Origin of the sequence: Isoptericola sp. NPDC057559, from assembly GCF_042801555.1 — a bacterium.
Lineage (GTDB): Bacteria > Actinomycetota > Actinomycetes > Actinomycetales > Cellulomonadaceae > Isoptericola.
Genome location: NZ_JBHVFQ010000015.1, coordinates 50,106 through 71,442, shown reverse-complemented (window position 1 = coordinate 71,442; position 21,337 = coordinate 50,106). Strand labels below are relative to the sequence as shown.

Here is a 21,337-nt window from a genome sequence, read left to right as displayed (position 1 = left end):
CATCCAACCAAGACGGAAGCGCTCGTGGCAACGCTTTCCCTCGCGCGCGGGCTTGTCTTCGAGCGCGCTCACACCTCTAGCGTCCCGGTCATGGACAACGACGAGGCGCTCCGAGAGGCGCTGCGACTGGCGGTCGACCCGGCCGGCGGGGTCTCGGTCGAGGCGCTGCGCGAGCTCGCCCGGGACGACGACGCGACGGACTGGGACATCGCCACGACGGCGGCCCACCTCGGCGTCAACCCCCACACCCTCCGCTACTACGAGCGCATCGGCCTGGTGCGCGTCGACCGCGACGGCGCCGGCCACCGGCGGTACGACGCGGCGGCCGCGCGGCGCCTGGTCTTCCTGACCCGGATGCGCACCTCGGGCATGCCGATCAGCGACCTGCGCCGGTACGTCGAGCTCGTCGACGACGGGCAGGAGACCGTGCCCGAGCGCCTCGACATGCTCCTCGAGCACCGGGACACGCTGCGCGCGCAGATCGCGCAGCTCCAACTCTCCCTCGCTGCCACCGAGTACAAGATCTCCACCTACCAGGAAGGCCCCCGGCCATGACCACGACCGCCCCCGCGCAGCACGACATCGACAGCCCCGACAACCTCGCCCGCCGCCGCCGGGGTCTCGACGTCCTGTCGCGGATCGACGGGCACCAGGGCGAGGCCGTCGTCGACTCCCTCGCCGACGTCAGCCCCGCCCTCGGCCACCACGTCGCCGCCTTCGCCTTCGGCGACATCTACGACCGCCCCGGCCTGGACCCGCGGAGCCGCCAGCTCGTGACCCTCGGCGTCCTCACGGCCCTCGGCGGGTGCGAGCCCCAGCTGCGGGTGCACATCGGCGCCGCCCTCAACGTCGGCCTGACGCGCGAGGAGATCACCGAGGCGATCCTGCACGCCGCCGTCTACTGCGGCTTCCCCCGCGCGCTCAACGCCACCTTCGTCGCCCGGGAGGTCTTCGCCGCGCGCGACGCCGAGCCGGTCGGCTGAGCCTCACCCGGTCGCCCGGGGAGGCCCTCTCGGCGCCGAGAAAACGACGTCGACGAGCCGCCGGAGCGACGAGCGGACCCTCGTCGAGCACGTCCTGCGGTCCGTCGCGCCGCCCGGGACCTGACGGTTTCACCCGTGGCGCCGCGCCGGCGACCGTGGCGGCACTGTGAGACTGCGCGGATGCGCGCTCCTCGGCCGGTGATCCTGGCGCTCGCCGCCGCCCTCCTCCTCGGCGGGTGCGGCCTGCTCGGGCTCGGCCCGTCGCCGAAGAGCACCTCCGTCGACGCGGACGGCGCGACCGTCGCCGTGGACTGGAAGGACTACCCGGCGACCGAGGGGACGGACGCGGAGCAGCTGCTCGAGGCTCCCGACCAGGCGGAGCCGGAGGCGCCCGCCCGGCAACTCGTGCTCGACCTCCGCGCCGCGGTCCAGGAGGCGGGCGGCGTGGCGCTCGCGGCGGAGCGGCCCGAGGCCTCGTGGTTCGACGACGAGGACTGGTTCACGGAGGAGGGCAACGGGTACGGAGGGGCGTCCATGCTCGCCACGGTGAACTGCTGCCGGCTCGCGAGCACGCAGGTCCCGGACCTTCAGCAGTGGCAGCGGATCGTCGACGCCGCGAGCGAGGTGACCGAGAAGGCCGGGCTGGGGCCGACGGAGCTGGAGACCGACTCCGAGTCGATGGCCGCCGACCCCGCCTGGCGCGAGGAGTACCACGACCGGTTCTGCACCGTCGAGGGCGGGGGGTGCTGGTGGTGGTCGGCCGTGGCGTCCGACGGCTACCGGTGGATCACGCTCGACATCCAGGACGCGTCGCTCGACCCGACGGGTCGCGGTGTCGACGAGGCCGAGGAGATCGACCTCCCGGTGGCGTCGATCAGGCTCGAGTACGGCGCCACCGTGGTGCGCGCCGGGATGAAGGCCGAGTTCGAGGGCGCGATCGCGCCGTTCCGGGGGCTCGAGCGGCCGGCGTCGACGCGGTCCGACTGACGGCGTCCCGGTCCCGGGTGGGGCGGCCGCCTCCTGTCGTCGCGGGCAGGCCTGGGAAGAATGTACCTTTTTTGTGGTATAAACGTGACTCGACGGCCCTGTTGACCGGCGCGCTGCGCCGCGCCCGGAGGAACCCCGACGCCTCGTCTCGTCGGCGCGCACTCGCGAGAGTTCCCGCTGGTCCCGTCACCGACTCGCCGGCCCCTCCGTGCGCCGGCGCCCGCACGCCCTGACCGTGGCGCGACGCCATGCGCCCTGGTCAGGGCCGCTGACGACCGGAAGGAGCTCCGTGCTGTCGATCCAGCCGGCACGGTACGCGCTGCCCTGCGCGTGCCGCCCCGCCTGTCCCCGACGAGTCCCGCCCGCTTAGCTGCCGTTCCCGCTTCCCCGTCCCTCCGGGCCTTCAGCAGGCTCCGGGTCCCTGACGAAAGAGTGAGAACACCTTGGGCAACCTGCAACACATCCCTGGACCGATCGTGGTCCTCATCCTGCTGCTGTTCTTCGGCGGCAGCTTCTACATGTCGGTCCGCATCAGCCGGAAGAAGGAGAACGCCGACGGCTACATGACGGGCGGCGGCAAGGTCGGCTTCGGGATCTCCGCGGCGTCGATGACCGCCACCTGGATCTGGGCGTCGTCGATGTACGCCTCCGCGACGTCCGGCTACACCTATGGTCTGTCGGGCCCCATCCACTACGGGCTCTGGGGCGCCCTGATGATCCTGCTCATCTACCCGTTCGGGCGCCGGATCCGCGCCGTCGCGCCGCGCGCGCACACGATCGCGGAGGTGATGTTCGCCCGGCACGGCCGCTCGAGCCAGCTCATGCTCGCCGGGTCCAACGTGCTCGGCAGCGTCATCAGCCTCACGTCCAACCTGATCGCCGGCGGCGCCCTGGTCGCCATGCTGACGCCCTACACGTTCACGCAGGGCATCGTCGCCATCGCGGCCGGCGTGCTCCTGTACACGCTCTGGTCCGGGTTCCGGGCGTCGGTCCTCACCGACTTCGCCCAGGTGGTGGCCCTGCTGGGCGCGGTCGTCGTCATCATCCCGGTGGTGTTCTTCGCCGCCGGCGGGCCCGGCCTGTTCGAGACCGGCGCCGCGAACCTCACCGCCCAGCAGAAGGACTTCTTCTCCTCCGACGCGTTCTTCAACCAGGGTGCCCCGTACATCGCGGCCGTCCTGGCCTACGCGATCGGCAACCAGACGATCGCCCAGCGGCTCTTCGCGGTCCGTGAGGACCTCATCAAGAAGACGTTCGTCACCGCGACGTTCGGCTACGGCGCGACGATCATCGGCGTCGGCATGCTCGGCGTCATCGCGCTGTACGCGGGCATCGAGCCCCTCGGCGGGGACGTGAACAACCTCGTCCCGCAGATGGCCGCGACCTACCTGAACCCGCTGCTCCTGTGCCTGTTCTTCGTGATGATCATCGGGTCGCTCTCGTCGACGGCGGACTCCGACCTCACGGCGCTCGCGTCGATCGCCATGGCGGACGTCTACGGGCAGAACGTCGCGGGCAAGAAGCGTGCCGACCCGCGGACCATGATCCTCGTCGGCCGGGTCACGATGGTCGTCGCGATCGCCGCGGGCCTGGTCTTCGCCGGCGCCCGGTTCAACATCCTGGACCTGCTCGTGTTCGTCGGAGCGATGTGGGGCGCGCTCGTGTTCCCCGTCATCGCGAGCTTCTACTGGGACCGGGTCACCAACGTCGCCTTCAGCGCGGCGGTGGTCGCAGGCCTCGCCGTCTTCCTGCCGGTGCGCTTCTCGTGGGTGGACCTCTCCGGCGGGCTGGGCATCGCGTCGGACGTCCTGGCCACGCTCGGCATCGGGGTCGTGCTCGGCCTGATGGCCTTCGGCTTCTTCGGCACGCGGGTCGCGCTCGTCGTCGGGGTGGTCGCCACCGTCGCGGCCGCGCCCTTCACGATCGGGTTCCTGCACACCTACCCGGTGCTGTCGGGGTCGCTCGTGGCCTATGCGGCCAGCACGGTCGTGTGCGTCGCCCTGACGCTGCTGAGCAAGGACCGGTTCGACTTCGCCCTGATCAAGGAGCGCACCGGCGACTTCGACATGGAGCCGGCGGCCACGGGCCGTCCGGCCGACGAGCCGCGCCGGGGCGAGCCCGTCGCGGCGGGAGAGGGGATCTCATGACGTTCCTGCTGACGGTGTACGTGCTCGTCTGGCCAGTCGTCGTGGCCGGCGTGCTCTTCGTGATCAGCCGAGCGTTCTACCGCGAGCTGCGCCAGGCGAAGGCCGAGGGGCGCAGCGTGATCTAGCGACGACGCGGCGAACGGCCGCCCCGCCCCGATGCACGGGGCGGGGCGGTGTGCCGATCAGGCGCGCTCGGTCGTGCCGGCGATCGCCGCGGCCGGCTCGCGGGCCGGCAGCTCGTTCCGCCGAGCCAGCCCACCCAGCCACGCGAGGCTGGGCTTGGGCGTGCGCTCGAAGGTCCGCCGGTCCACGGCGACCAGGCCGAAGGTGGGCGCGAACGAACCCCACTCGTAGTTGTCCAGCAGCGACCAGTGCAGGTAGCCGAACACGCGGCAGCCGTCGTCGACCGCCGAGGCCAGCCCGGCCAGCGCCCCCGTCGTGTACGCGATCCGTCGCTCGTCGTCCGACGTCGCGATGCCGTTCTCCGTCACGATCATCGGCAGCCCGCCGGTGACGCGGTGCGTGTGCTGCAGCGCGTGGCCGAGGGCATGGGGGTAGTACTCCCACCCCGTCAGGGTGACGTCGGTGCCCTCGGGCCACGGCTGGGGGCCGTAGCCGCGGGCGTCGTCGGTGGGGCCGATGACGGTGCGCAGGTAGGCCTGGACGCCGATGAAGTCGTCGCCGCAGGCGTGCTCGAGGTAGAAGTCCTCGCGCCAGTACTGCCACGTGTCGCGCTGGGCCTCCCAGCCGGGCACGGCCTGGTAGTCCTGGTTGGCGACGGTCCAGCCGACCTGGACGCCGGGGATCTCCTGGTGGAGCACGTCGACGGCGGCGTGGTGGGCGGCCGCGATGGCGCGGGCGAGCTCGGGGTCGGGCTCGTCGGGCACGTTGACGCCGGTGCCGGTGTCGACGGTGGACTCGGCGTTGACCACGAGCATGTTCGGCTCGTTGATGGTCACCACCCAGCGCACGTCGCCGAGGATGCTCGCCGCGGTGCGGGCGTAGCGCGCGAAGACGTCGGCGCTGTCGGGCGCCTGCCAGCCGCCGCGCTCGCGCCACCAGCGCGGGAACGTGAAGTGGTGCAGCGTGACGAACGGCTCGACGCCGTGGGTGCGGCAGGTGTCGATCATGCGGCGGTAGTGGGCGAGCTGGGCGTCGGAGACGACGCCCTCCTCGGGCTCGATGCGGGCCCACTCCAGCGAGAACCGGTAGGTGGTCAGGCCGGCCTCGGCCAGCAGCGCGATGTCCTCGCCGAAGCGGTGGTAGGAGTCGCAGGCGTCGCCGGACGGCTCGCGCACGGTGGCCCGCGGGTGGTACTCGTCGGCCCAGTTCGTGGTGTTGGTGTTGCCGCCCTCGATCTGGTGCGCGGCGGTCGCGGCGCCCCACAGGAAACCTGCGGGCGCGGGCACGGTGGTGGTCATTTGATCCCTGTCATGGTGATGCCCTGGATGAAGTGCTTCTGCATGGCGACGAACAGCACGAGCACGGGGAGGACGATGAGGAACGAGCCCGCCATCTGCAGGCCGTACTCCGCCCCGTGGTTCCCGGCGTCCGAGGAGAACAGCGCGAGGGACACGGGCAGCGTGTACATCGAGTCGTCCTGGGAGATGATCAGCGGCCACAGGAAGCTGTTCCACGACCCCATGAACGTGAAGATCGCCAGGGTCGCGAGGGGTGCCTTGCACAGCGGCAGCACGATCCGGAAGAAGATCCGGAACTCGCCGGCGCCGTCGATCCGGGCGGCGTCGAGCAGCGAGTCGGGGATCTCCAGCATGAACTGCCGCATGAGGAAGACGCCGAACGCGCCGACGAGGCCCGGCAGGATGAGCCCCCAGTACGTGTTGACCATGCCGAGGCGGGCCACGAGCACGAACTGCGGGATGAGGGTGACGATGCCCGGCACGAACATCGTGGCGAGCACGACCGTGATGAGCGCCTTCTTGCCCGGGAACTCCAGCTTGGCGAGCGCCCAGCCCACCATCGAGCAGAACAGCAGGGTGCTGGCGACGGCGACGACGGCGAGCAGCACGGAGTTGAAGAACGGCCGGGAGATGTCGAAGTCGAACAGCCACGACCGGAAGTTCTCCAGCGTGGGGTTCACCGGCCACCAGGTGACCGGCCGGGACATGATCTCGGCCTTCGTCTTGAACGCGCCCAGCACCATCCAGACGAACGGCAGCAGCGTGAACGCGAGCCCGATCGACAGGACGGTGAGGACGGCGAGGTTGCCCCAGCGCACCGGCTTGCGGCGGCGACGGGGGGTGGCGGGGACGTCGGCCCGGGGCTCGACGTCGGGCGGGGTGATCACAGCGGTCATGGGTCAGGTCCTCTGCCGGAAGAACCGGAACTGGATGATGGCGAAGATGCCGATGAGGACGAACAGCACGTAGGCGCCTGCCGACCCGACGGCGTAGTTGCCGTACTTGAACTGGTTGTAGACCTGCAGGGCGATCGACGTGGTCGACTCCAGCGGTCCGCCGTTCGTCATCACGAAGGGCTCGTCGAAGAACTGCATGAACCCGGTGGTCGTGAGGATCGCGTTGAGCAGGATCGTCGGCATCATGATCGGGATCGTGATCCGGAAGAAGCTCTGGACCGGGTTCGCGCCGTCGACCGAGGCGGCCTCCTTGACCTCCTGGGGGATGCCCTGGAGGCCCGCGAGGAAGATGACCATCGTGGAGCCGAGGCTGCGCCACACGGCCATGACGGTCAGCGCGAACAGCGCCGTGCGGGTGTCCGACAACCAGTGGGGGCCGTCGATGCCCACCCACCCCAGCATCGTGTTGATGACGCCGGTGTTCTGGTACATGATCCGCCACACGATGGCGACGGCGACGATCGTCGTGACGACCGGCGTGTAGTACCCGACGCGGAAGAAGGCGGCCGCCCGCTTGCCGAGCGAGTTGAGCAGGACGGCGAGCACCAGCGACAGGAACAGGCTGAGCGGCACGCCCACGGCCACGAAGAGCAGCGTGTTGCGCAGCGCCTTGAGGAACGACGTGTTCGTCAGCACGGTCACGAAGTTCTCGAGCCCGACGAAGTTGACGGCGAACGGGCTCCGGATGTCCCGCGCGTGCATGTCGGTGAACGACATCCCGAACGAGCTGATGAGCGGGATCAGGCCGAAGATCCCGAAGGTCACGACGAACGGCGTGACGAACAGCCAGGCGACGGCCGCCGTCCGGCGGCGCCGGGCGGACAGGGAGACGGTCTTCCCTGTCCGCCGCGGCGTCGTCGGTGGTGCCGTGGTGGTGGCGGTCACCACCCGAACCCGAGGGAGTCCGCCTGGGTCTGGATCTCCTTGGCGGCGGCCGCGGAGGTCATCTCGCCGTTGGCGACGCGCTCGGAGTAGGTGCCGATGAGGTCGGAGATCTGCGACCACGCCGGGTAGCGCGGCGTCTCGATCGTGTGCTGCATCTGCTCCTTGACCACCGCGGTCACCGGGTTGTCGGTGATGGCCGGGTAGTCGGCGGCGGAGATGTTGGCGGGGAACTCACCGTTGAGGTCGTACCACTTCTGCTGCTGCTCGGGCTTGCCGAGCCACGACAGGAAGGACCAGGCGGAGTCCTTGTTGTCGGAGTCCGCGAAGACGCCGAGGTTGCCGCCGCCGATGTACTGGTCGTTGTTGCCGCCGGGGCCGGTCGGCGCCACGGCGTAGCCCACCGAGTCCATGGTGAAGTCCTTGGGCGCCGTCTTGCCGTCGATCGCGTCCTGGTAGACGTCGAGCATCCACGGGCCCGAGATGAACATCGGGGTGCCGCCGTTCTCGAACGTGGCGTCGGAGTCGCCGCCGTCGATCGGGGCCTCCTTGCGCTGGAAGAAGCCGGCGTAGTAGTCGAGCGCCTGGATGAACTCCGGGGTGTCGATCGTCCACCCGTCCTCGTCGGCCATCGCGCCGCCCGCCTGGGAGACGAACGGCACGACGACCTGCGCCGGGGTCTCGACGGGTCGCGGCAGGCTGATGCCGTACGTGCCGCCCTTGCGGTCCTGGAACGCCTTCGACATCGCCTGCATCTCCTCCCACGTGGTGGGGGCCTTGAGGCCGAGGTCGGCGGCGATGTCCTTGCGGTAGAAGAGGAAGCGCGTCTCGACGTACCAGGGCATGCCGTAGCGGGCGTCCTCGCCGGTCGCGGAGGCGATGGAGGCGGGGTAGAAGTCGTCCGGGTCGTAGACGCCGTCCGGGACCTCGTCGAGGGCGCCCGTGCCGATGACGGCGGACGTCTGGTCGGCGCCGGCCATGATGATGTCCGGCCCGGTGCCGGCCGCCGCGGCGGTCTGGACCTTGGTGAGGATCTGGTCCCAGGGGACGTCGGTGACCTTGATCGAGGCGTCGGGGTTGTCGGCGAGGAACGGCTCGGCCAGCTTCTTGAGGTTGTCGGCGTGGCCGTCCGCGGTCCAGATCTCGATCTCGCCCGTGGCCTTGCCGGAGATCGGGGCCGCGTCGGCGCCGTCGGCGGAGGCGGCGTCGTCGCTGCGGCCGCAGCCGGTGGCGAGGAGGGCGACGCCGAGCGCGGCGGCGGTGAGCGTGGTGAAGCGCGTGGTGCGCATGATCACTCCTTCGTGATTTCGAACGCCTTCGCTCGAAATTTCGAGCGCTCAGGGCGAAACAGCGGGAGGAGAGTAGGGCTCGGGCGGGGGCGTGTCTAGTCGCTCTCGCCAGGTCATGACGGGTCGCACCAGGTCACAACAGCGTCATGACGGGGTCAGGGCGCACGGTCGGGGTTCCCGTACGATGTCGGCGAGCGATCCTGAGTTTCCGAAATCATCGCCCTGAGGTGTGAACCAATGACGATCCCCCTCGCCGTCGTCGCCGCCGCGGCCGGAGTGTCCGTGCCCACGGTGTCGAAGGTGCTCAACTCGCGCCCCGACGTCTCCGAGGCCACCCGCGGCCGCGTGACCGAGGTGCTCAAGCAGCACGGGTACGCCGTCCGGCGCCCGACGCCCCGCATCACCGGGCTGCTGGACGTCTGGATCATCAACCTCGAGGGCGCGTGGGCGGAGACGGTGGTGCGCGGCGCGGCCGCCGCGGCCCGGCGCCACGGCAAGGACCTCGTGCTGACCGTCGGACCCGACCCGGACGACTGCGACCGCTGGGTGCGCCACGCGCTCGGGCGCGGCACGGACGGGCTGCTCAGCGTCGTCGCCGTGCCGAGCGCCAAGGTCCGCGCGGCGCTCGCGGAGGCGGGCGTCCCGCTGGTCGCGGTCGACCCGCTGCGCCGCCCGCCCGAGGGCACGCTGTCCATCGCGTCGACCAACTTCCAGGGCGCGTTCGACGCGACCCACCACCTGCTCGGCCTCGGGCACACGCGCGTCGCCACGATCACGGGCTCGCTCGACCAGGACAACGCCATCGCGCGCCTCGCCGGCTACCGCGCCGCGATGCTGCAGGCGGGGGTCTCCGTCGACGACGACCTGGTGATCCGCTCCCGCTACGGCATCAACGAGGGGTACGCGGCGGCGCAGGCGCTGCTGGCCCTCGACGACCGCCCGACGGCGGTGTTCGCGTCGAGCGACGACACCGCGCTCGGCGCGATCCGCGCCATCCGCGACGCGGGCCTGCACGTGCCCGACGACCTGTCCGTCATCGGGTTCGACGACGTGCCCTACGGGCGCTGGACGGACCCGCCCCTGACCACCATCCGGCAGCCGCTGGCGCAGATGGGCGAGGCCGCCGTCGACATGCTCGTGCGCACCCGCGAGGACCCGAGCGCCATCCCGCGCACCGAGCTGGCGACGAGCCTCGTCGTGCGGTCGTCGACGGCGCCGGGCTGACCCGGCCCGCGCGGCTCGCGGGCGTCGCGGGGCTCAGGGCTCCGCGTGCTCCAGCGCCTCCTCGGCGCGCGCGGGGCTGCCCTCGGCGAGGCCGCGCTCGATCGCGCCGCGGGTCGCGACCAGCAGCCCGACGCCGACGAGGCACACGACCACCTCGGTCACGGTGAGCGCCCAGACGATGCCGGGCAGCCCGAACCAGAGGTTGCCGAGCAGCACGACGGGGACGAACAGCACGCCCTGCGACACGGACATGACGACGGCGGGCACGGAGCGGCCGGTCGCCTGGAACAGCGACGTGAGCAGCCCGGCGAACCCGTTGGCGACCATCGCGACGAGCTGCGCGGTGAGGATCGTGGCGCCGATCGTCAGGACGGCGGGGTCGGCGACGAACGCGGTGACGACCTGGTCGCGGACCAGGAAGACGGCGACGGCGAAGAACAGCCCGACGCCGCCCACGGTGAGGGCGGACACGCGCAGGGCCGCGGCGAGGCGTCCGCGGTCGCCCTTGCCGTAGGCGTAGGCGAGCAGCGGCAGGACGCCGAGCGTCACGCCCATGAGCAGGAACTCGGGCACCTGCGCGATCCGGACGGCGACGCCCATCGCGGCGAGCGGGCCGTCGCCGTACGCGGCGGCGAGGTTGTTGAGCACCAGCGAGGTGACGATGAGGAACGACGCCTGCAGCAGCTCGCCCACCCCGACGCCGAGCACGGGCCGCAGCACCGCGGGCGACAGGGTGAACCAGCGCGGGGCGAGGCTCATGTGGGCGCTGTGCCGCGTCAGCCAGGCGGCGAACCAGGCGACGACGGCGAGGTTCGACAGGCCGGTCGCGAGGGCCACGCCGGCGACGCCCCAGTGCAGGACGAGCACGAAGACGAGGTCGAGGGCGAGGTTCGCCACCGTGGAGCCGATCAGGGCGGACATCACCTGGCGCGACGCGCCCTCGGCCCGCACCAGCTGCTCCAGGCAGAACGCCGCCGCGAGCACGGGGACGAAGGCGAGCATCACGGCGACGTAGGTGCTGGTCGCGGCCGCGGTGGCGGCGTCGGCCCCGAGGAGCGTGACCAGCGGCTGCAGCAGCAGGAGCCCGGCGACGCCGAGGACGGCGCCGGCGACGACGGAGCCCCAGAGCGCGAACGAGGAGACGTGCCGGATCTTCGTGGCCTCGGCGGGGTCGTTCTCGGCCGCGCCGAGCAGCCGGGCCACGAGCGCGCCGCCGCCGACGCCGAAGACGCCCCCGACGGCCATGACCAGGCCGAGGACCGGGGTGCCGAGCGTGACGGCCGCGAGCAGGGTGTTGTCGTGCAGGGAGCCGACGACGCCCGCGTTGACGACGTTGTAGACGGCGCCGACGATCATCGCGGCGGCCATCGGCACGCACAGGTGCACGAGGGCGCGGACGATCGGCGCGGACGAGAGGTACCAGCGGTCGCTGCCGACGGCGTCGGGCGGCGTGGTGGCGGGGGGCGTGGGGGAGGTGAGGTCGGTGGTGCTCATGGCTGCTCCTCTCCGGGCAGGCCGGAGCGCACGCCGACGGGAGCCGGCGCGGCAGGGTGGGACGGGCAGGGGTGGGTCAGGGCATGACGGCGTGGGGGCGCGGCGGCGCCTGCGGGGTCAGTCCCGGGTGGGCTGCGGGAGCTCCGCGGCGATCTTGGTGAGCAGGGCGCGCAGGGTGGCGCGCTCGTCGCCGTCGAGCGGGGCGAGGATCGAGTCGTCGGCGGCGGACATGGCGTCCGCGAACCCGGCGATGAGCGCGGCGCCGGCGGGGGTGGGGTGGACGCGCTTGACGCGCGCGTTGTCGGGCGCCGTGCGGCGCTCGACGAGGCCGCGCTGCTCGAGCCCCTTGAGGAGGCTCGTGACGGACGCGGGGCTGGTGCGGCTCACCTGGGCGATGTCGCGCTGGATGGCGCCGGGGTTCTGGGCCAGGTAGCCGAGGACGAAGGCCTGCTCGTGGCTGAGCTCGCGCTCGCGGACCCAGTCCTCGGCGGCCTTGCGCTGCGCCCAGCCGATCCAGCGGACGAGCTCGAGGCTGCTGGTGGGCACGGGCTGCTCGGTCATGATGTGAACTCTAACGATTAGAGGTCTAACTGTCAACGGGTGTCGCGCCCGGCGCCCGGAGGATCGCGACGAGGTTGACCCCGAGGCCCACGAGGAGCACGCCGATCACGGGGGCGAGGAGCGCGGCGCCGAGGTCGGGCCCGGTGGCCAGCAGGTCCCAGCGGCCGACGGCGACGGTGCCGCAGAGCAGCGCCCAGAGCACGGTCTCGAGCGCCCGGAGCCGCTCGTCGGCGCGCAGGTGGAAGCCCGCGGCCATGAGCGTGACGACGGCGAGGCCGCCGGCGGCGAGGGGCGTGACCCACGGGAGGCGCCCCAGCAGCGGGGGGAGCACGAGCGCGAGCGACCCGGCGATCTCGGCGGCGCCGATCAGCGCCGTGAGCGGGCGCGGAAGGGCGTCGAAGCCGGCCCAGCGGTCGAGGCCGCGGCCCAGCACCTTGGGCAGGCCCGCGAACAGGAAGAGCAGGGCGAGCACGAGCTGTGCGGCCCCGAGGGCGATGGCGAGCATGACGTTCCTTCCGTCGGCGGCCGGCGGCCGCCGGTCGTTCCGGGAGGGGACGGGCGGCGCGCCGGTTCCGTGACACCGGGCCCGGCGCCGCCGCCCGTGGCGCGCCCGTCACGTTCGCGAGGGCGGGATCGTCCAGTCTGCATGGGAGTCATCGAGGACGGCGCCGCGCGGGTCGCGGCCGCGTCGCGCGCCGACCGCGCCTACCTGCGCGCCGTCGCGGACCGGATCCTGGCCGACCCGGCCGAGGCGGAGGACGCCGTGCAGGACGCGTTCGCGCGGCTCGCCGCGCAGGACGTCGAGCAGATCCGCGACCTGCGCGCCTGGCTGGTCGTCGCGGTGCGGAGGCTCGCCCTCGACCGGGTGCGCTCGGCCCGGTCCCGCCTGTCGGCGCCGCGCGAGCCCGCCTGGCAGGGGTTCGACGGCGCCGCCGACGTCGCCGGCCCGGCCGACCGCGTCACGCTGGACGACGAGGTCCGCCGGGCCCTCGCCGTCGTGCTCGACCGCCTCACGCCGGGGGAGCGCACCGTCTTCGTGCTGCACGACGTGTTCGGGGTCCCCTTCGACGACGTCGCCGAGGTGGTGGGGCGCACCGCCGTCGCGTGCCGGCAGCTCGCCAGCCGCGCCCGGCGCGCGGTCCGCACCGCCGGGCGGGCGGCGGGCACCGCCCTCGCGGACCCCGTGCCCGCGGACCCGGCGCTGCACGACGTCGTCGACCGGTTCGTCGCGGCCTGCGACGGAGGCGACCTCGGCGCCCTCGTCCGCACGCTGCACCCGGACGTGGCGGGCTGGGCGACGTGGCGCGGCGAGCGCGTCGGTTCCGACGTCGGCGCGGCGCGCGTGGCGGCCCGCACGCTGGTCCACCTCGGCCCGGGGTCGGGCTGGACGCTGGCCCCGCTCCGGCGGGGGGAGGAGGCGGTGGTGCTGGCGGTGCAGGACGGCGAGCCCGTGGCCGTGGTCCGCCTGCTGGTGGCCGACGGGCGGATCGCCGCCGTCCACTCGGTGCTGCTGCGGCCTCCGTACTAGCGGTCGCGCTCGACGGCGCGGTCGAGGGCGTCCACCTCGGACCGGTCGCCGAGGATCTCCCAGCGCTGCAGCGAGAACGGGACGTTGCCGTTGCCCCACACGCGGTCGTGCAGGTCGCGGAAGCGGAAGGCGTCGCCGTCGCGGGCGATGACGTCGGCGGCCAGGCGCAGGAGCTGCTGCTTGCCCACGTGGTACGACATCGCGAGCCCCGGGGTGTTGAGGTAGGCGGCGCACTCCTCCTGCGCGGTCGTGCGGTCCATGGGGACGGTGCGGACGAAGAGGTCGACGGCGTCGGCGAGGGTGAGGTCGCCGGTCGCGAGGGAGACGTCGACGACGACGCGCAGGCAGCGCAGCCGGTTGAAGTTGTGCACCACGGTCTGGGAGTGGGGGGCGTCGTCGAACAGGCCGGCGAGCAGCATCAGCTCCTCGTTGTAGAAGGCGATGCCCTCGTTGGCGGCGGAGTCGACGTAGCGGCGCCGGATCGGGTCCGGGTGCGCGTGCGTGAGGGCGAGCTGCTTGTAGTGCGCGCCCTCGTGGACGATGCCGAGCCGCGGGTCGCGCGCGGCCGCGGCGTCGAAGTACTGCAGATCGGGACCTGGCTGCGGCTTGTAGGTGACGCCGTCCTGGTCGAGCCGGTGCTCGTCGGTGAGGTCGTCGTTGACGCCGAGGAAGCGCAGCGGCTCCAGGGACGCGGGCAGCGGCCGCGACAGGTAGCGCCGCAGGGTGGGCGGCTGACTGAGCAGGTCCTCGCGCTCCAGGAAGTCGCGCGTGCGGTCCTCGAGCGCCGCGGCGCGGGCGCACTGGGCGTCGACGTCGGCATCGAGCGGCGCCTCCGGGACGTCGCGGTGCCGGTGCCGGGTGACGGTCTCGGCGACGACGGCGCGCGCGTGGTCCTGACGGGCGGCGCGGACGAGCTCCTCGGGCTCCTCGGCGATCAGCGCGACGTGCCGCAGGAACCACACGAACTGCTCGCGGCCCACGGGCCGGGACGGCTCGAACGTCCCCATCCGCTCCTGCAGCCAGGTGCGGAGGCCGGCGAGCGCGGCCCCGGCCGCGGGCGCGGCGTCGCGCAGGGCGGCCAGCACCCCGGGGTCGACGACGCCGTCGAGCCCGTCGACGGACGCGGCGAAGCGCCGCTCGATGTCGGCGAGGTCACCCGCGGCCACGACGGCGAGGTCGGCCACGGCGCCGCCGGCCAGGTTGGCCAGCGCCAGGTCGACCCGCGCCGGGATGCCACGGGCCACGGCGAGCAGGGCGTCCTGGACCTCCGCGGGGTACGGGGGAGGCGGCAGGAGCAGGTCGAACCACGGCCCGAGCACCTGCCCGAGCAGGAAGACGGGGTCGTGCTCCCAGCTGCGCAGGACGTCGAGGTCCCAGCGGCCGCGCGCGAGGACCGCGCCGAGCAGCCGGTGGTCGACCTGCACGGCGACGTCCTCGCCCGACACGTCGAGGGCCCGCAGCCGGGCCTCGAGGGCCGCGCGCTGCGCGCGCGTCTCCGCGACGTCGGACGGCGCGAAGAGCGGCACCCAGGCGGGCGGACGCGGGGTGCGTGGGATGTCGTCGGAGGGGCGGAACCCGCGCGACGTGCTCCACGCCGCCACGTCCGCACCGAGCTGCTGGAGGTCCTCGGCGATGGTCATGGGCCCCATCATCCCGCGTCCTCCGAGCGCACCGTGCCGTGATCTGACACGGTGTCACCTGGTGGCGGCGCCGGGCCGCCGCGCGCGAGGCGAGAGGTGGAGCATGGGAGCAGGGACGGCCGACGACCCGACGAGCGGGACCGCGGGAGACGTCGAGCCCGCGGTGGACGACCGCGCCCACGCGCACCGGTGGCGCGCGCTGGTCGTGCTGTCGGTGGCGCTGTCGATGGTGGTCATCGACGGCACCATCGTGGCGGTCGCGATGCCGGACATCGTCGCGGACCTGAGCCTGGGCCTCAGCGAGGCGCAGTGGGTGAGCGCGTCCTACGCCGTCGTGCTCGCCGGGCTGCTGCTGTCGGCGGGGCGGCTCGGCGACCGGCTCGGGCGCCGTCGCCTGCTGGTCGTGGGCGTGGCCGCGTTCCTCGTCGGGTCGCTGCTCTCGGCGGCGGCCGACGACGGCGGCACGCTCATCGGGGGCCGCCTGGTGCAGGGCCTGGGCGCCGCGGCGATCCTGCCCACCACCCTCTCGACGGTGAACGCCACCTTCCGCGGCAAGGACCGTGCCGCGGCGTTCGGGGTGTGGGGCGCGGTGATCTCGGGGGCGGCCGCGATCGGACCCCTGGCCGGCGGCTGGCTCACGACGTCGTTCACCTGGCCGTGGATCTTCCTCGTCAACCTGCCGATCGGCGTCGCCGTCGTGGTGGGCGCGTACCTGTGGGTCCCCGAGACGCGCACCACGGTGACCGCGCCCGGCCTGGACGTGGACGGGCTGCTGCTGTCGGGGCTCGGCTTCGGAGCGCTCGTCTTCGGCCTCATCGAGGGGCAGACGCTCGGCTGGTGGGCGCCGAAGACCGACTTCGAGGTCCTCGGCCTGACCTGGCCGGCCTCGGCGCCCGTGTCGCCGGTGCCGGTGCTGCTCGCGCTCGGGGTGGCGCTCCTGGTGCTGTTCGTCGTGTGGGAGCGGCACCGCGCCCGGGTCGGCCGCTCGGCGCTGCTCGACCTCCGGCTGTTCCGCATCGCCACCTTCCGCTGGGGCAACGTCGCCGCGACCGCCGTCGCCGTGGGGGAGTTCGGCATCATCTTCGTGCTGCCGCTGTTCCTCGTGAACGTGCTCGCCCTCTCGACGATGGGCGCCGGGCTGGTGCTCGCGGCGATGGCGATCGGCGCGTTCCTCTCCGGCGCGTCGGCCCGGCACCTCGCCGCGCGGGTGGGCGCGCCGCTCGTCGTCGTCATCGGGCTGGTGCTCGAGGTCGTGGGGGTCGTCGCCGTCGCGCTCGTCGTGACGCCCACCGTCTCACCGTGGCTGCTCGCGCTCGTCCTCGTCGTGTACGGCGTCGGGCTGGGGCTGGCGTCCGCGCAGCTCACGAGCACGACGCTCGCGCAGGTGCCGCCCGCGGAGTCCGGCCAGGGGTCGGCGACGCAGTCCACCGTGCGGCAGGTCGGGTCGGCCCTGGGCACCGCCCTGGTCGGGACGGCGCTCGCGGTCCTGCTGTCGACGACGGTGCCCGCCTCGCTCGACGGCCAGGGGCTGCCCGACGCCCAGGTGACCCAGCTCGCCGACGCCACCAGCGGGTCCGCGGGCAACGTCATCTCCGGTCTGCGCGCCCAGGGCACCGACGGGAAGCTCGGCGACCAGGGCCCCGCGGTGGTCGACGCGCTCTCCCTGGGCTTCGCCGACGCGACCCGCGGCTCGCTGCTCGTGGCCGGCGTGTTCCTGCTGCTCGGCCTGGCCGCCTCGCTCGCCGTCGTGCGCGCGTCGCGACGGCTCGGCGACGTCGGGGCCGACGACTGAGCCCGCCGGCGCCCGGGCGGCTCCCGCCCGGCGCGCGGGGCTACGCCCCCGGCCGCGTGCGCTCGTGGATCGCGTCGAGGTGGGCGCGCAGCGCGGGCGGCCCGTGCACCTCGAAGGCGCAGTCGAGCGCCAGCAGCCGCAGCGCGAGCCACTCGACGGTGTCCGCCGCGCTGCGCCAGCGGGTGTCCTCGCCCTCGGCGGCGAGGTCGCCGTCGCCGAGGTGGTCGCGCAGCCGGGCGCGGGCGTCGTCGAGAGGCAGGCGCAGCGTGACGTCGGCCCGGGCCGTGGGCGCCAGCGCGCGCTCGCTCGCCTCGAGGTGGGCCAGCACGTCCGGCGCGGCCAGGTCGTGACGCGAGCGAGCACCGGTCGCGCGCGGGGCGCGGACCCGGTCGGCGCGGAACGTGCGCCAGTCGTCGCGGTCGAGGTCGAACGCCACGAGGTACCAGCGCCGGTGCACGACGACCAGCTGCTGCGGCTCCACGTGCCGCGGCCCGTGCCGCCCGTCGCGGGTCTCGTACTCCAGCCGCACGCGCTCGCGGTTGGCGGCCGCGGCCGCCAGCACGGTGAGGACGTCGGGGTCGACGGCGCTCGCGGGCCGGTCCCCGGACATCGCCGCCGCGCCGAGCGTGCGCACGCGGTGCCGCAGCCGGGGCGGGAGCGAGCGGCTCAGCTTGGTCAGCGCGCGGACCCCCGCGTCGTCGAGCCCGGGCAGGCCGTGGGCGGCGACCGTGCGCAGGCCGAGAGCGACGGCCACCGCCTCGTCGTCCTCCAGCAGCAGCGGTGGCATCGACGCGCCCGCGACCAGCCGGTACCCGCCGTGGGCGCCGAGCGTCGCCTCGACGGGGTAGCCCAGCTCGCGCAGCCGGTCGACGTCGCGCCGCACGGTGCGGTGCGTGACGCCGAGCCGGTCGGCGAGCTCGCCGCCCGACCACGTGCGGGCGGTCTGCAGCAGCGACAGCAGCGAGAGCAGGCGGGAGGTGGGTCCGGGCACGCCCCCATCCTGCCCGCTATCGAGGACAGGAACGGTCCTCATTGCCGCCTAGCGTGGCCGGCACAGCGTCACCCCACCCGAGAGGACACCGTCATGACCGCCACGCAGCACCCCGCCCCCGCCGGCTACACGAGCGTCGCCCCCTGGGTCGTCACCGACGACACCGGCGCCTTCCTCGACTTCGTGACCGCGGCGTTCGACGGCGACGAGCTCGCCCGCGTCGTCACCGAGGACGGCTCGGTCGGGCACGGCGAGACCCGCGTGGGCGACACCGTCGTGCTCGCCTTCGACCGGCGCCCCGAGTGGCCCGTCATGCCGAGCCTGCTGCGGGTGTTCGTGCCGGACGCCGACGCGGCGTTCGCGCGGGCGGCCGCGGCCGGCGCGACCGTGGTGACCGACCTCGCCGACAGCGCCTTCGGGCAGCGCGGCGGCCGGGTCAAGGACCCGTTCGGCAACGTGTGGTGGGTCGTGAGCCACGTCGAGGACGTGCCCGAGGACGTCATGTGGCAGCGGCTGCAGGACCCCTTCTACGCGGGGCAGATGCGCGTGGCGCAGGAGACCCTCGACGCCGAGCTGAGCGGCCGCGACCACGGCCGCAGCAGCGCGCCGGTGCGCTGACGGCGGTCAGCGACCCGCGAGCACCTCGTCGTAGTGGGAGTTCTCCATCACGCCGAGCACGTTGCCGAACGGGTCGACCACGGCCGCGGTGACGAACCCGGGGCCGCGCTCGACCACGTCCTGGTAGGGCGCGGCGCCCAGCTCCAGCAGGCGCGCGCGGGCGGCGCGCACGTCGTCGACCGCCCAGTAGGCGACGGCCCCCGCGACGCCGTCGGGCTGCGGGGGAGCGAAGCGCCGGTCCATGATCCCGAGCTCGTGCTGGTAGTCGCCGATGCGGAACTCGGCGTAGGCGAGGCGGTCGCCGGCCTCGCGGGCGAAGTAGGCGTCGGTGCCGAGCACCTCGGCGTACCAGTCGCGGGCGGCGGCGACGTCGTCGGCGAGGTAGGTGATGGTCGTCAGTCCGCGCAGCACGGGTGCTCCTCGGTCGAAGATGCTCTCGGGGCGAGAGGTGCAGGTCCGGACGACCTGACGAGCACCACTCTTCCGCTCAAAGTGCTCACCTACCGAGCACTTTGCGTGGCAGTCTCGGAGGATGCGCGCCGACCGGCTCATCCAGGTCCTGCTCCACCTCCAGTCGCGGCCGCGCGTGACGGCGGCGGAGCTCGCCGACGCCCTCGAGGTGTCGGTCGCGACCGCGCGCCGCGACCTCGAGGCGCTGTCCGCCGCCGGTGTGCCCGTCTACCCGCAGCCCGGCCGCGGCGGGGGCTGGTCGCTGCTCGGCGGCGCCCGCACCGACCTCACCGGGCTGACGGCGCCCGAGGCCCGCGCGCTGTTCCTGCTGGCCGGCCCCGGCACCCGCTCGTCCGACGACGCGCGGGCCGCCCTGCGCAAGCTCGTGCGCGCCCTGCCCGCCACGTTCCGCGCCGAGGCGGAGGCCGCCGCGGCGGCCGTCGTCGTCGACCGGGAGCGCTGGAGCGCCGCGGACCGCGCGACCCCGCCGGCGGTGGAGGCGCTGCAGGGCGCCGTCGTCGGGCGCCGGCGGGTGCGGATCGACTACACGGGCGCGACCGGGCGGTCCTCGCGCCGCGTCGTCGACCCCTGGGGCCTCGTGGACAAGGACGGCGTCTGGTACCTCGTCGCGGGCACCGGGCGCGGGCCGCGCACCTACCGGGTGGACCGGGTCGGCGCGCTGGAGGTCACGGACGAGACCGCCGCCGTGCCCGACGACCTCGACCTGCAGGCCGAGTGGCGGCGCGTCGTCGGCGAGGTCGAGGAGCGGCGCTCCGCCACCTGGGCGACCGTGCTCGTGGCGCCGGAGCACGTCGCCGTGCTCCGCGACCAGTTCGGGCGCCACACGCGGGTCGAGGACTCGGAGGGCCGCGAGGACGGCGACGAGGACGGCGGCGACGCGGGCATGGTCCGGGTGCGCGTGGCCGCGCCGACGCCGCTCGACGTCGCCCGGCACCTGGCGGGCTGGGGGGCGCAGGCCCGCGTGCTCGGGCCGCCGGAGGTCCGCGCGGAGCTGGCCCGCCTGGGGGCGGAGCTGGTGGCGCAGCATCCGATGTTACTGTCTTCAGGACAGTAAATGTGTTCCCTCAGGAGGTCGTCCATGTCTACCACCGCACGCTTCGCCGACAAGGTCGCGCTCGTGACCGCCTCGGGCGCGGGGATCGGCGCGGCCGTCGCCACCCGGCTCGCCGCCGAGGGGGCCGCGGTCGTCGTCTCCGACGTCGACGCGGACGCCGGGGCGCGGGTCGTCGAGGCGATCACCGCGGCCGGCGGGCGCGCCGTGTTCCGGGCCGCCGACGTCAGCGACCCCGCCGCCGTGGACGCGCTCGTCGCGACCGCCGTCGAGGCGTTCGGCGGGCTCCACCTGGCGGTGAACAACGCAGGGGTCGGCACGCGGCCGACGCGCGTGCACGAGATGCCGGTCGAGGCCTGGGACCGCGCGGAGGACATCACCCTGCGCGGCACGTTCCTGTGCCTGCGCGCGGAGACCGCCCACATGGTCGCCCACGGCGGCGGCTCGATCGTCAACACCGCGTCGATCGCCGGGCTCAAGGCGTCGCCGGGCATGACGCCCTACTCGGCGGCCAAGGCCGGCGTCGTCTCGCTCACCCACGCGACGGCCCTGGAGTACGTCCGCGACGGCATCCGCGTCAACGCGGTCGCGCCCGGCGCGATCGAGACCGCCGCGCTCGCCTCGCTCCCCGCGGACGCCCGCGCCGGGTACGCCGCCGACGTGCCGATGGGCCGCCTCGGTCGCCCCGAGGAGATCGCCGCCGCCACCGCGTTCCTCCTGTCCGACGAGGCGGCCTTCGTCACCGGCGTCGTGCTGCCCGTCGACGGCGGCACGCGGATCGCATGACGGGCGCGCCGGACGCCGGGCCCGCGGACGGGCCCGCGGACGGGCCCGCGGGCGTCCCGGGCTACCGCTCGGACCTGCTCGACGCGCTGGTGCGCGTCATGGGCCTGTGGACCGGCGGGGACCTCATGTCGACGATCGCGCGCCGGGCGGGGGTCGACCTCGACGCCCCCGCGATCGTCGTCATGACGGTGCTCTGGCGGCACGGGCCCCGCCGGCCCTCCGACGTCGCCGAGCACCTGTCGACGGGAGCGTCCAACGTCAGCAAGATCCTCGGCCGCCTGGAGGCGAGGGGCCTCGTCGAACGGAGGCCGGACCCCGACGACGCCCGGGCCTCCCGCGTGCACCTCATGCCCGCGGGCGTCGACGTCGCCCGCCGGTTCGTCGAGGGCGGCGACCTCCTCGTGGACGAGCTCCTCGCCGGGTGGGACGTCGCCGACCGGCACGCGCTCGCGGGGCTGCTGCGCCGGTTCGAGGCCGCCACGGAGGACCACCTGCGCCGGTCGTGACGGCCGGGCC

The 21,337-nt window shown here is 73.8% G+C and carries 22 protein-coding genes; 12 read left to right on the top strand and 10 right to left on the bottom strand.

Translation table 11 applies throughout. The features are described from left to right. Positions 1–90 precede the first annotated feature (90 nt). From ACFU5J_RS14775 to ACFU5J_RS14755, 5 genes are all read left to right on the top strand, one after another. Entirely contained in the window at positions 91–555 is a 465-nt protein-coding gene (locus ACFU5J_RS14775; RefSeq protein WP_430579217.1) for a MerR family transcriptional regulator, read from the top strand. Continuing rightward, positions 552–983 carry a carboxymuconolactone decarboxylase family protein gene (locus tag ACFU5J_RS14770; protein ID WP_430576324.1) on the top strand — a complete coding sequence of 144 codons (432 nt, stop codon included), beginning with the start codon at positions 552–554 and terminating at the stop codon, positions 981–983. Before ACFU5J_RS14775 ends, ACFU5J_RS14770 begins: the two co-directional genes overlap by 4 nt. Positions 984–1,163: 180 nt before the next feature. Then, the gene (locus ACFU5J_RS14765) at positions 1,164–1,970 is read left to right on the top strand and encodes a hypothetical protein (RefSeq protein ID WP_430579216.1); all 807 of its coding nucleotides are present in this window, start codon (positions 1,164–1,166) and stop codon (positions 1,968–1,970) included. Positions 1,971–2,488: 518 nt separating this feature from the next. Beyond that, a complete protein-coding gene (locus ACFU5J_RS14760) occupies positions 2,489–4,117 on the top strand; it encodes a sodium:proline symporter (protein WP_430579239.1) in 1,629 nt (542 codons plus the stop codon). Then, positions 4,114–4,242, top strand: coding sequence for a putative transporter small subunit (locus ACFU5J_RS14755; RefSeq protein WP_430576322.1), 129 nt, complete (start codon positions 4,114–4,116; stop codon positions 4,240–4,242). Before ACFU5J_RS14760 ends, ACFU5J_RS14755 begins: the two co-directional genes overlap by 4 nt. Positions 4,243–4,299: 57 nt before the next feature. Here ACFU5J_RS14755 and ACFU5J_RS14750 read toward each other — a convergent pair whose 3' ends face one another. The 4 genes from ACFU5J_RS14750 to ACFU5J_RS14735 are packed head-to-tail and all read right to left on the bottom strand — an operon-like array spanning position 4,300 to position 8,665. After that, a complete protein-coding gene (locus ACFU5J_RS14750; protein ID WP_430579215.1) occupies positions 4,300–5,538 on the bottom strand; it encodes a glycoside hydrolase family 1 protein in 1,239 nt (412 codons plus the stop codon). Then, positions 5,535–6,434: a carbohydrate ABC transporter permease gene (locus ACFU5J_RS14745; protein WP_430576320.1), complete on the bottom strand. Its 900-nt coding sequence runs from the start codon at positions 6,432–6,434 to the stop codon at positions 5,535–5,537. The genes ACFU5J_RS14750 and ACFU5J_RS14745 overlap by 4 nt, the downstream gene beginning before the upstream one ends. 3 nt (positions 6,435–6,437) lie before the next feature. After that, positions 6,438–7,379 carry a carbohydrate ABC transporter permease gene (locus ACFU5J_RS14740; protein ID WP_430579214.1) on the bottom strand — a complete coding sequence of 314 codons (942 nt, stop codon included), beginning with the start codon at positions 7,377–7,379 and terminating at the stop codon, positions 6,438–6,440. Further along, positions 7,376–8,665, bottom strand: coding sequence for an extracellular solute-binding protein (locus ACFU5J_RS14735; protein WP_430579213.1), 1,290 nt, complete (start codon positions 8,663–8,665; stop codon positions 7,376–7,378). The genes ACFU5J_RS14740 and ACFU5J_RS14735 overlap by 4 nt, the downstream gene beginning before the upstream one ends. A gap of 237 nt (positions 8,666–8,902) precedes the next feature. Here ACFU5J_RS14735 and ACFU5J_RS14730 point away from each other — a divergent pair, with 237 nt between their 5' ends. After that, positions 8,903–9,889 (top strand): LacI family DNA-binding transcriptional regulator, encoded by a 987-nt coding sequence (locus ACFU5J_RS14730; RefSeq protein ID WP_430576317.1) that lies wholly within the window; start codon positions 8,903–8,905, stop codon positions 9,887–9,889. A 33-nt stretch (positions 9,890–9,922) separates the two neighbouring features. On the opposite strand, the gene ACFU5J_RS14725 is transcribed toward ACFU5J_RS14730, so the two are convergent. From ACFU5J_RS14725 to ACFU5J_RS14715, 3 genes are all read right to left on the bottom strand, one after another. Continuing rightward, the gene (locus ACFU5J_RS14725; RefSeq protein ID WP_430579212.1) at positions 9,923–11,383 is read right to left on the bottom strand and encodes an MATE family efflux transporter; all 1,461 of its coding nucleotides are present in this window, start codon (positions 11,381–11,383) and stop codon (positions 9,923–9,925) included. A gap of 117 nt (positions 11,384–11,500) precedes the next feature. Next, a complete protein-coding gene (locus tag ACFU5J_RS14720; RefSeq protein ID WP_430576315.1) occupies positions 11,501–11,944 on the bottom strand; it encodes a MarR family winged helix-turn-helix transcriptional regulator in 444 nt (147 codons plus the stop codon). A 25-nt stretch (positions 11,945–11,969) separates the two neighbouring features. Next, entirely contained in the window at positions 11,970–12,449 is a 480-nt protein-coding gene (locus ACFU5J_RS14715; RefSeq protein WP_430579211.1) for a DoxX family protein, read from the bottom strand. Positions 12,450–12,590: 141 nt separating this feature from the next. Between ACFU5J_RS14715 and ACFU5J_RS14710 the strand changes: the two genes are divergently transcribed. Then, positions 12,591–13,472: a sigma-70 family RNA polymerase sigma factor gene (locus ACFU5J_RS14710; RefSeq protein WP_430579210.1), complete on the top strand. Its 882-nt coding sequence runs from the start codon at positions 12,591–12,593 to the stop codon at positions 13,470–13,472. Here the strand turns inward: ACFU5J_RS14710 and ACFU5J_RS14705 are convergent. Beyond that, positions 13,469–15,112 carry a DUF885 family protein gene (locus ACFU5J_RS14705; RefSeq protein ID WP_430579209.1) on the bottom strand — a complete coding sequence of 548 codons (1,644 nt, stop codon included), beginning with the start codon at positions 15,110–15,112 and terminating at the stop codon, positions 13,469–13,471. The two genes, ACFU5J_RS14710 and ACFU5J_RS14705, sit on opposite strands and share 4 nt — an antisense overlap. A 103-nt stretch (positions 15,113–15,215) precedes the next feature. Here ACFU5J_RS14705 and ACFU5J_RS14700 point away from each other — a divergent pair, with 103 nt between their 5' ends. Continuing rightward, a complete protein-coding gene (locus ACFU5J_RS14700) occupies positions 15,216–16,904 on the top strand; it encodes a DHA2 family efflux MFS transporter permease subunit (protein ID WP_430579208.1) in 1,689 nt (562 codons plus the stop codon). Positions 16,905–16,944: 40 nt separating this feature from the next. Here the strand turns inward: ACFU5J_RS14700 and ACFU5J_RS14695 are convergent, their stop codons facing one another. Beyond that, positions 16,945–17,895 (bottom strand): helix-turn-helix transcriptional regulator, encoded by a 951-nt coding sequence (locus ACFU5J_RS14695; RefSeq protein WP_430579207.1) that lies wholly within the window; start codon positions 17,893–17,895, stop codon positions 16,945–16,947. Between the two features lie 93 nt (positions 17,896–17,988). Here ACFU5J_RS14695 and ACFU5J_RS14690 point away from each other — a divergent pair, with 93 nt between their 5' ends. After that, positions 17,989–18,513, top strand: coding sequence for a VOC family protein (locus tag ACFU5J_RS14690; RefSeq protein WP_430579206.1), 525 nt, complete (start codon positions 17,989–17,991; stop codon positions 18,511–18,513). Between the two features lie 6 nt (positions 18,514–18,519). Here ACFU5J_RS14690 and ACFU5J_RS14685 read toward each other — a convergent pair whose 3' ends face one another. Further along, entirely contained in the window at positions 18,520–18,924 is a 405-nt protein-coding gene (locus ACFU5J_RS14685) for a VOC family protein (RefSeq protein WP_430576308.1), read from the bottom strand. A 121-nt stretch (positions 18,925–19,045) separates the two neighbouring features. On the opposite strand from ACFU5J_RS14685, the gene ACFU5J_RS14680 reads away from it, so the two are divergent. Genes ACFU5J_RS14680 through ACFU5J_RS14670 form a run of 3 tightly spaced genes read left to right on the top strand, consistent with a single transcriptional unit; the run spans position 19,046 to position 21,327 of the window. Then, positions 19,046–20,038: a helix-turn-helix transcriptional regulator gene (locus ACFU5J_RS14680; RefSeq protein WP_430579205.1), complete on the top strand. Its 993-nt coding sequence runs from the start codon at positions 19,046–19,048 to the stop codon at positions 20,036–20,038. Positions 20,039–20,062: 24 nt separating this feature from the next. Continuing rightward, positions 20,063–20,821, top strand: a complete 759-nt coding sequence (locus tag ACFU5J_RS14675; protein ID WP_430579204.1) for an SDR family NAD(P)-dependent oxidoreductase — start codon at positions 20,063–20,065, stop codon at positions 20,819–20,821. After that, the gene (locus ACFU5J_RS14670; RefSeq protein WP_430579203.1) at positions 20,818–21,327 is read left to right on the top strand and encodes a MarR family winged helix-turn-helix transcriptional regulator; all 510 of its coding nucleotides are present in this window, start codon (positions 20,818–20,820) and stop codon (positions 21,325–21,327) included. Before ACFU5J_RS14675 ends, ACFU5J_RS14670 begins: the two co-directional genes overlap by 4 nt. Positions 21,328–21,337: the final 10 nt, after the last annotated feature.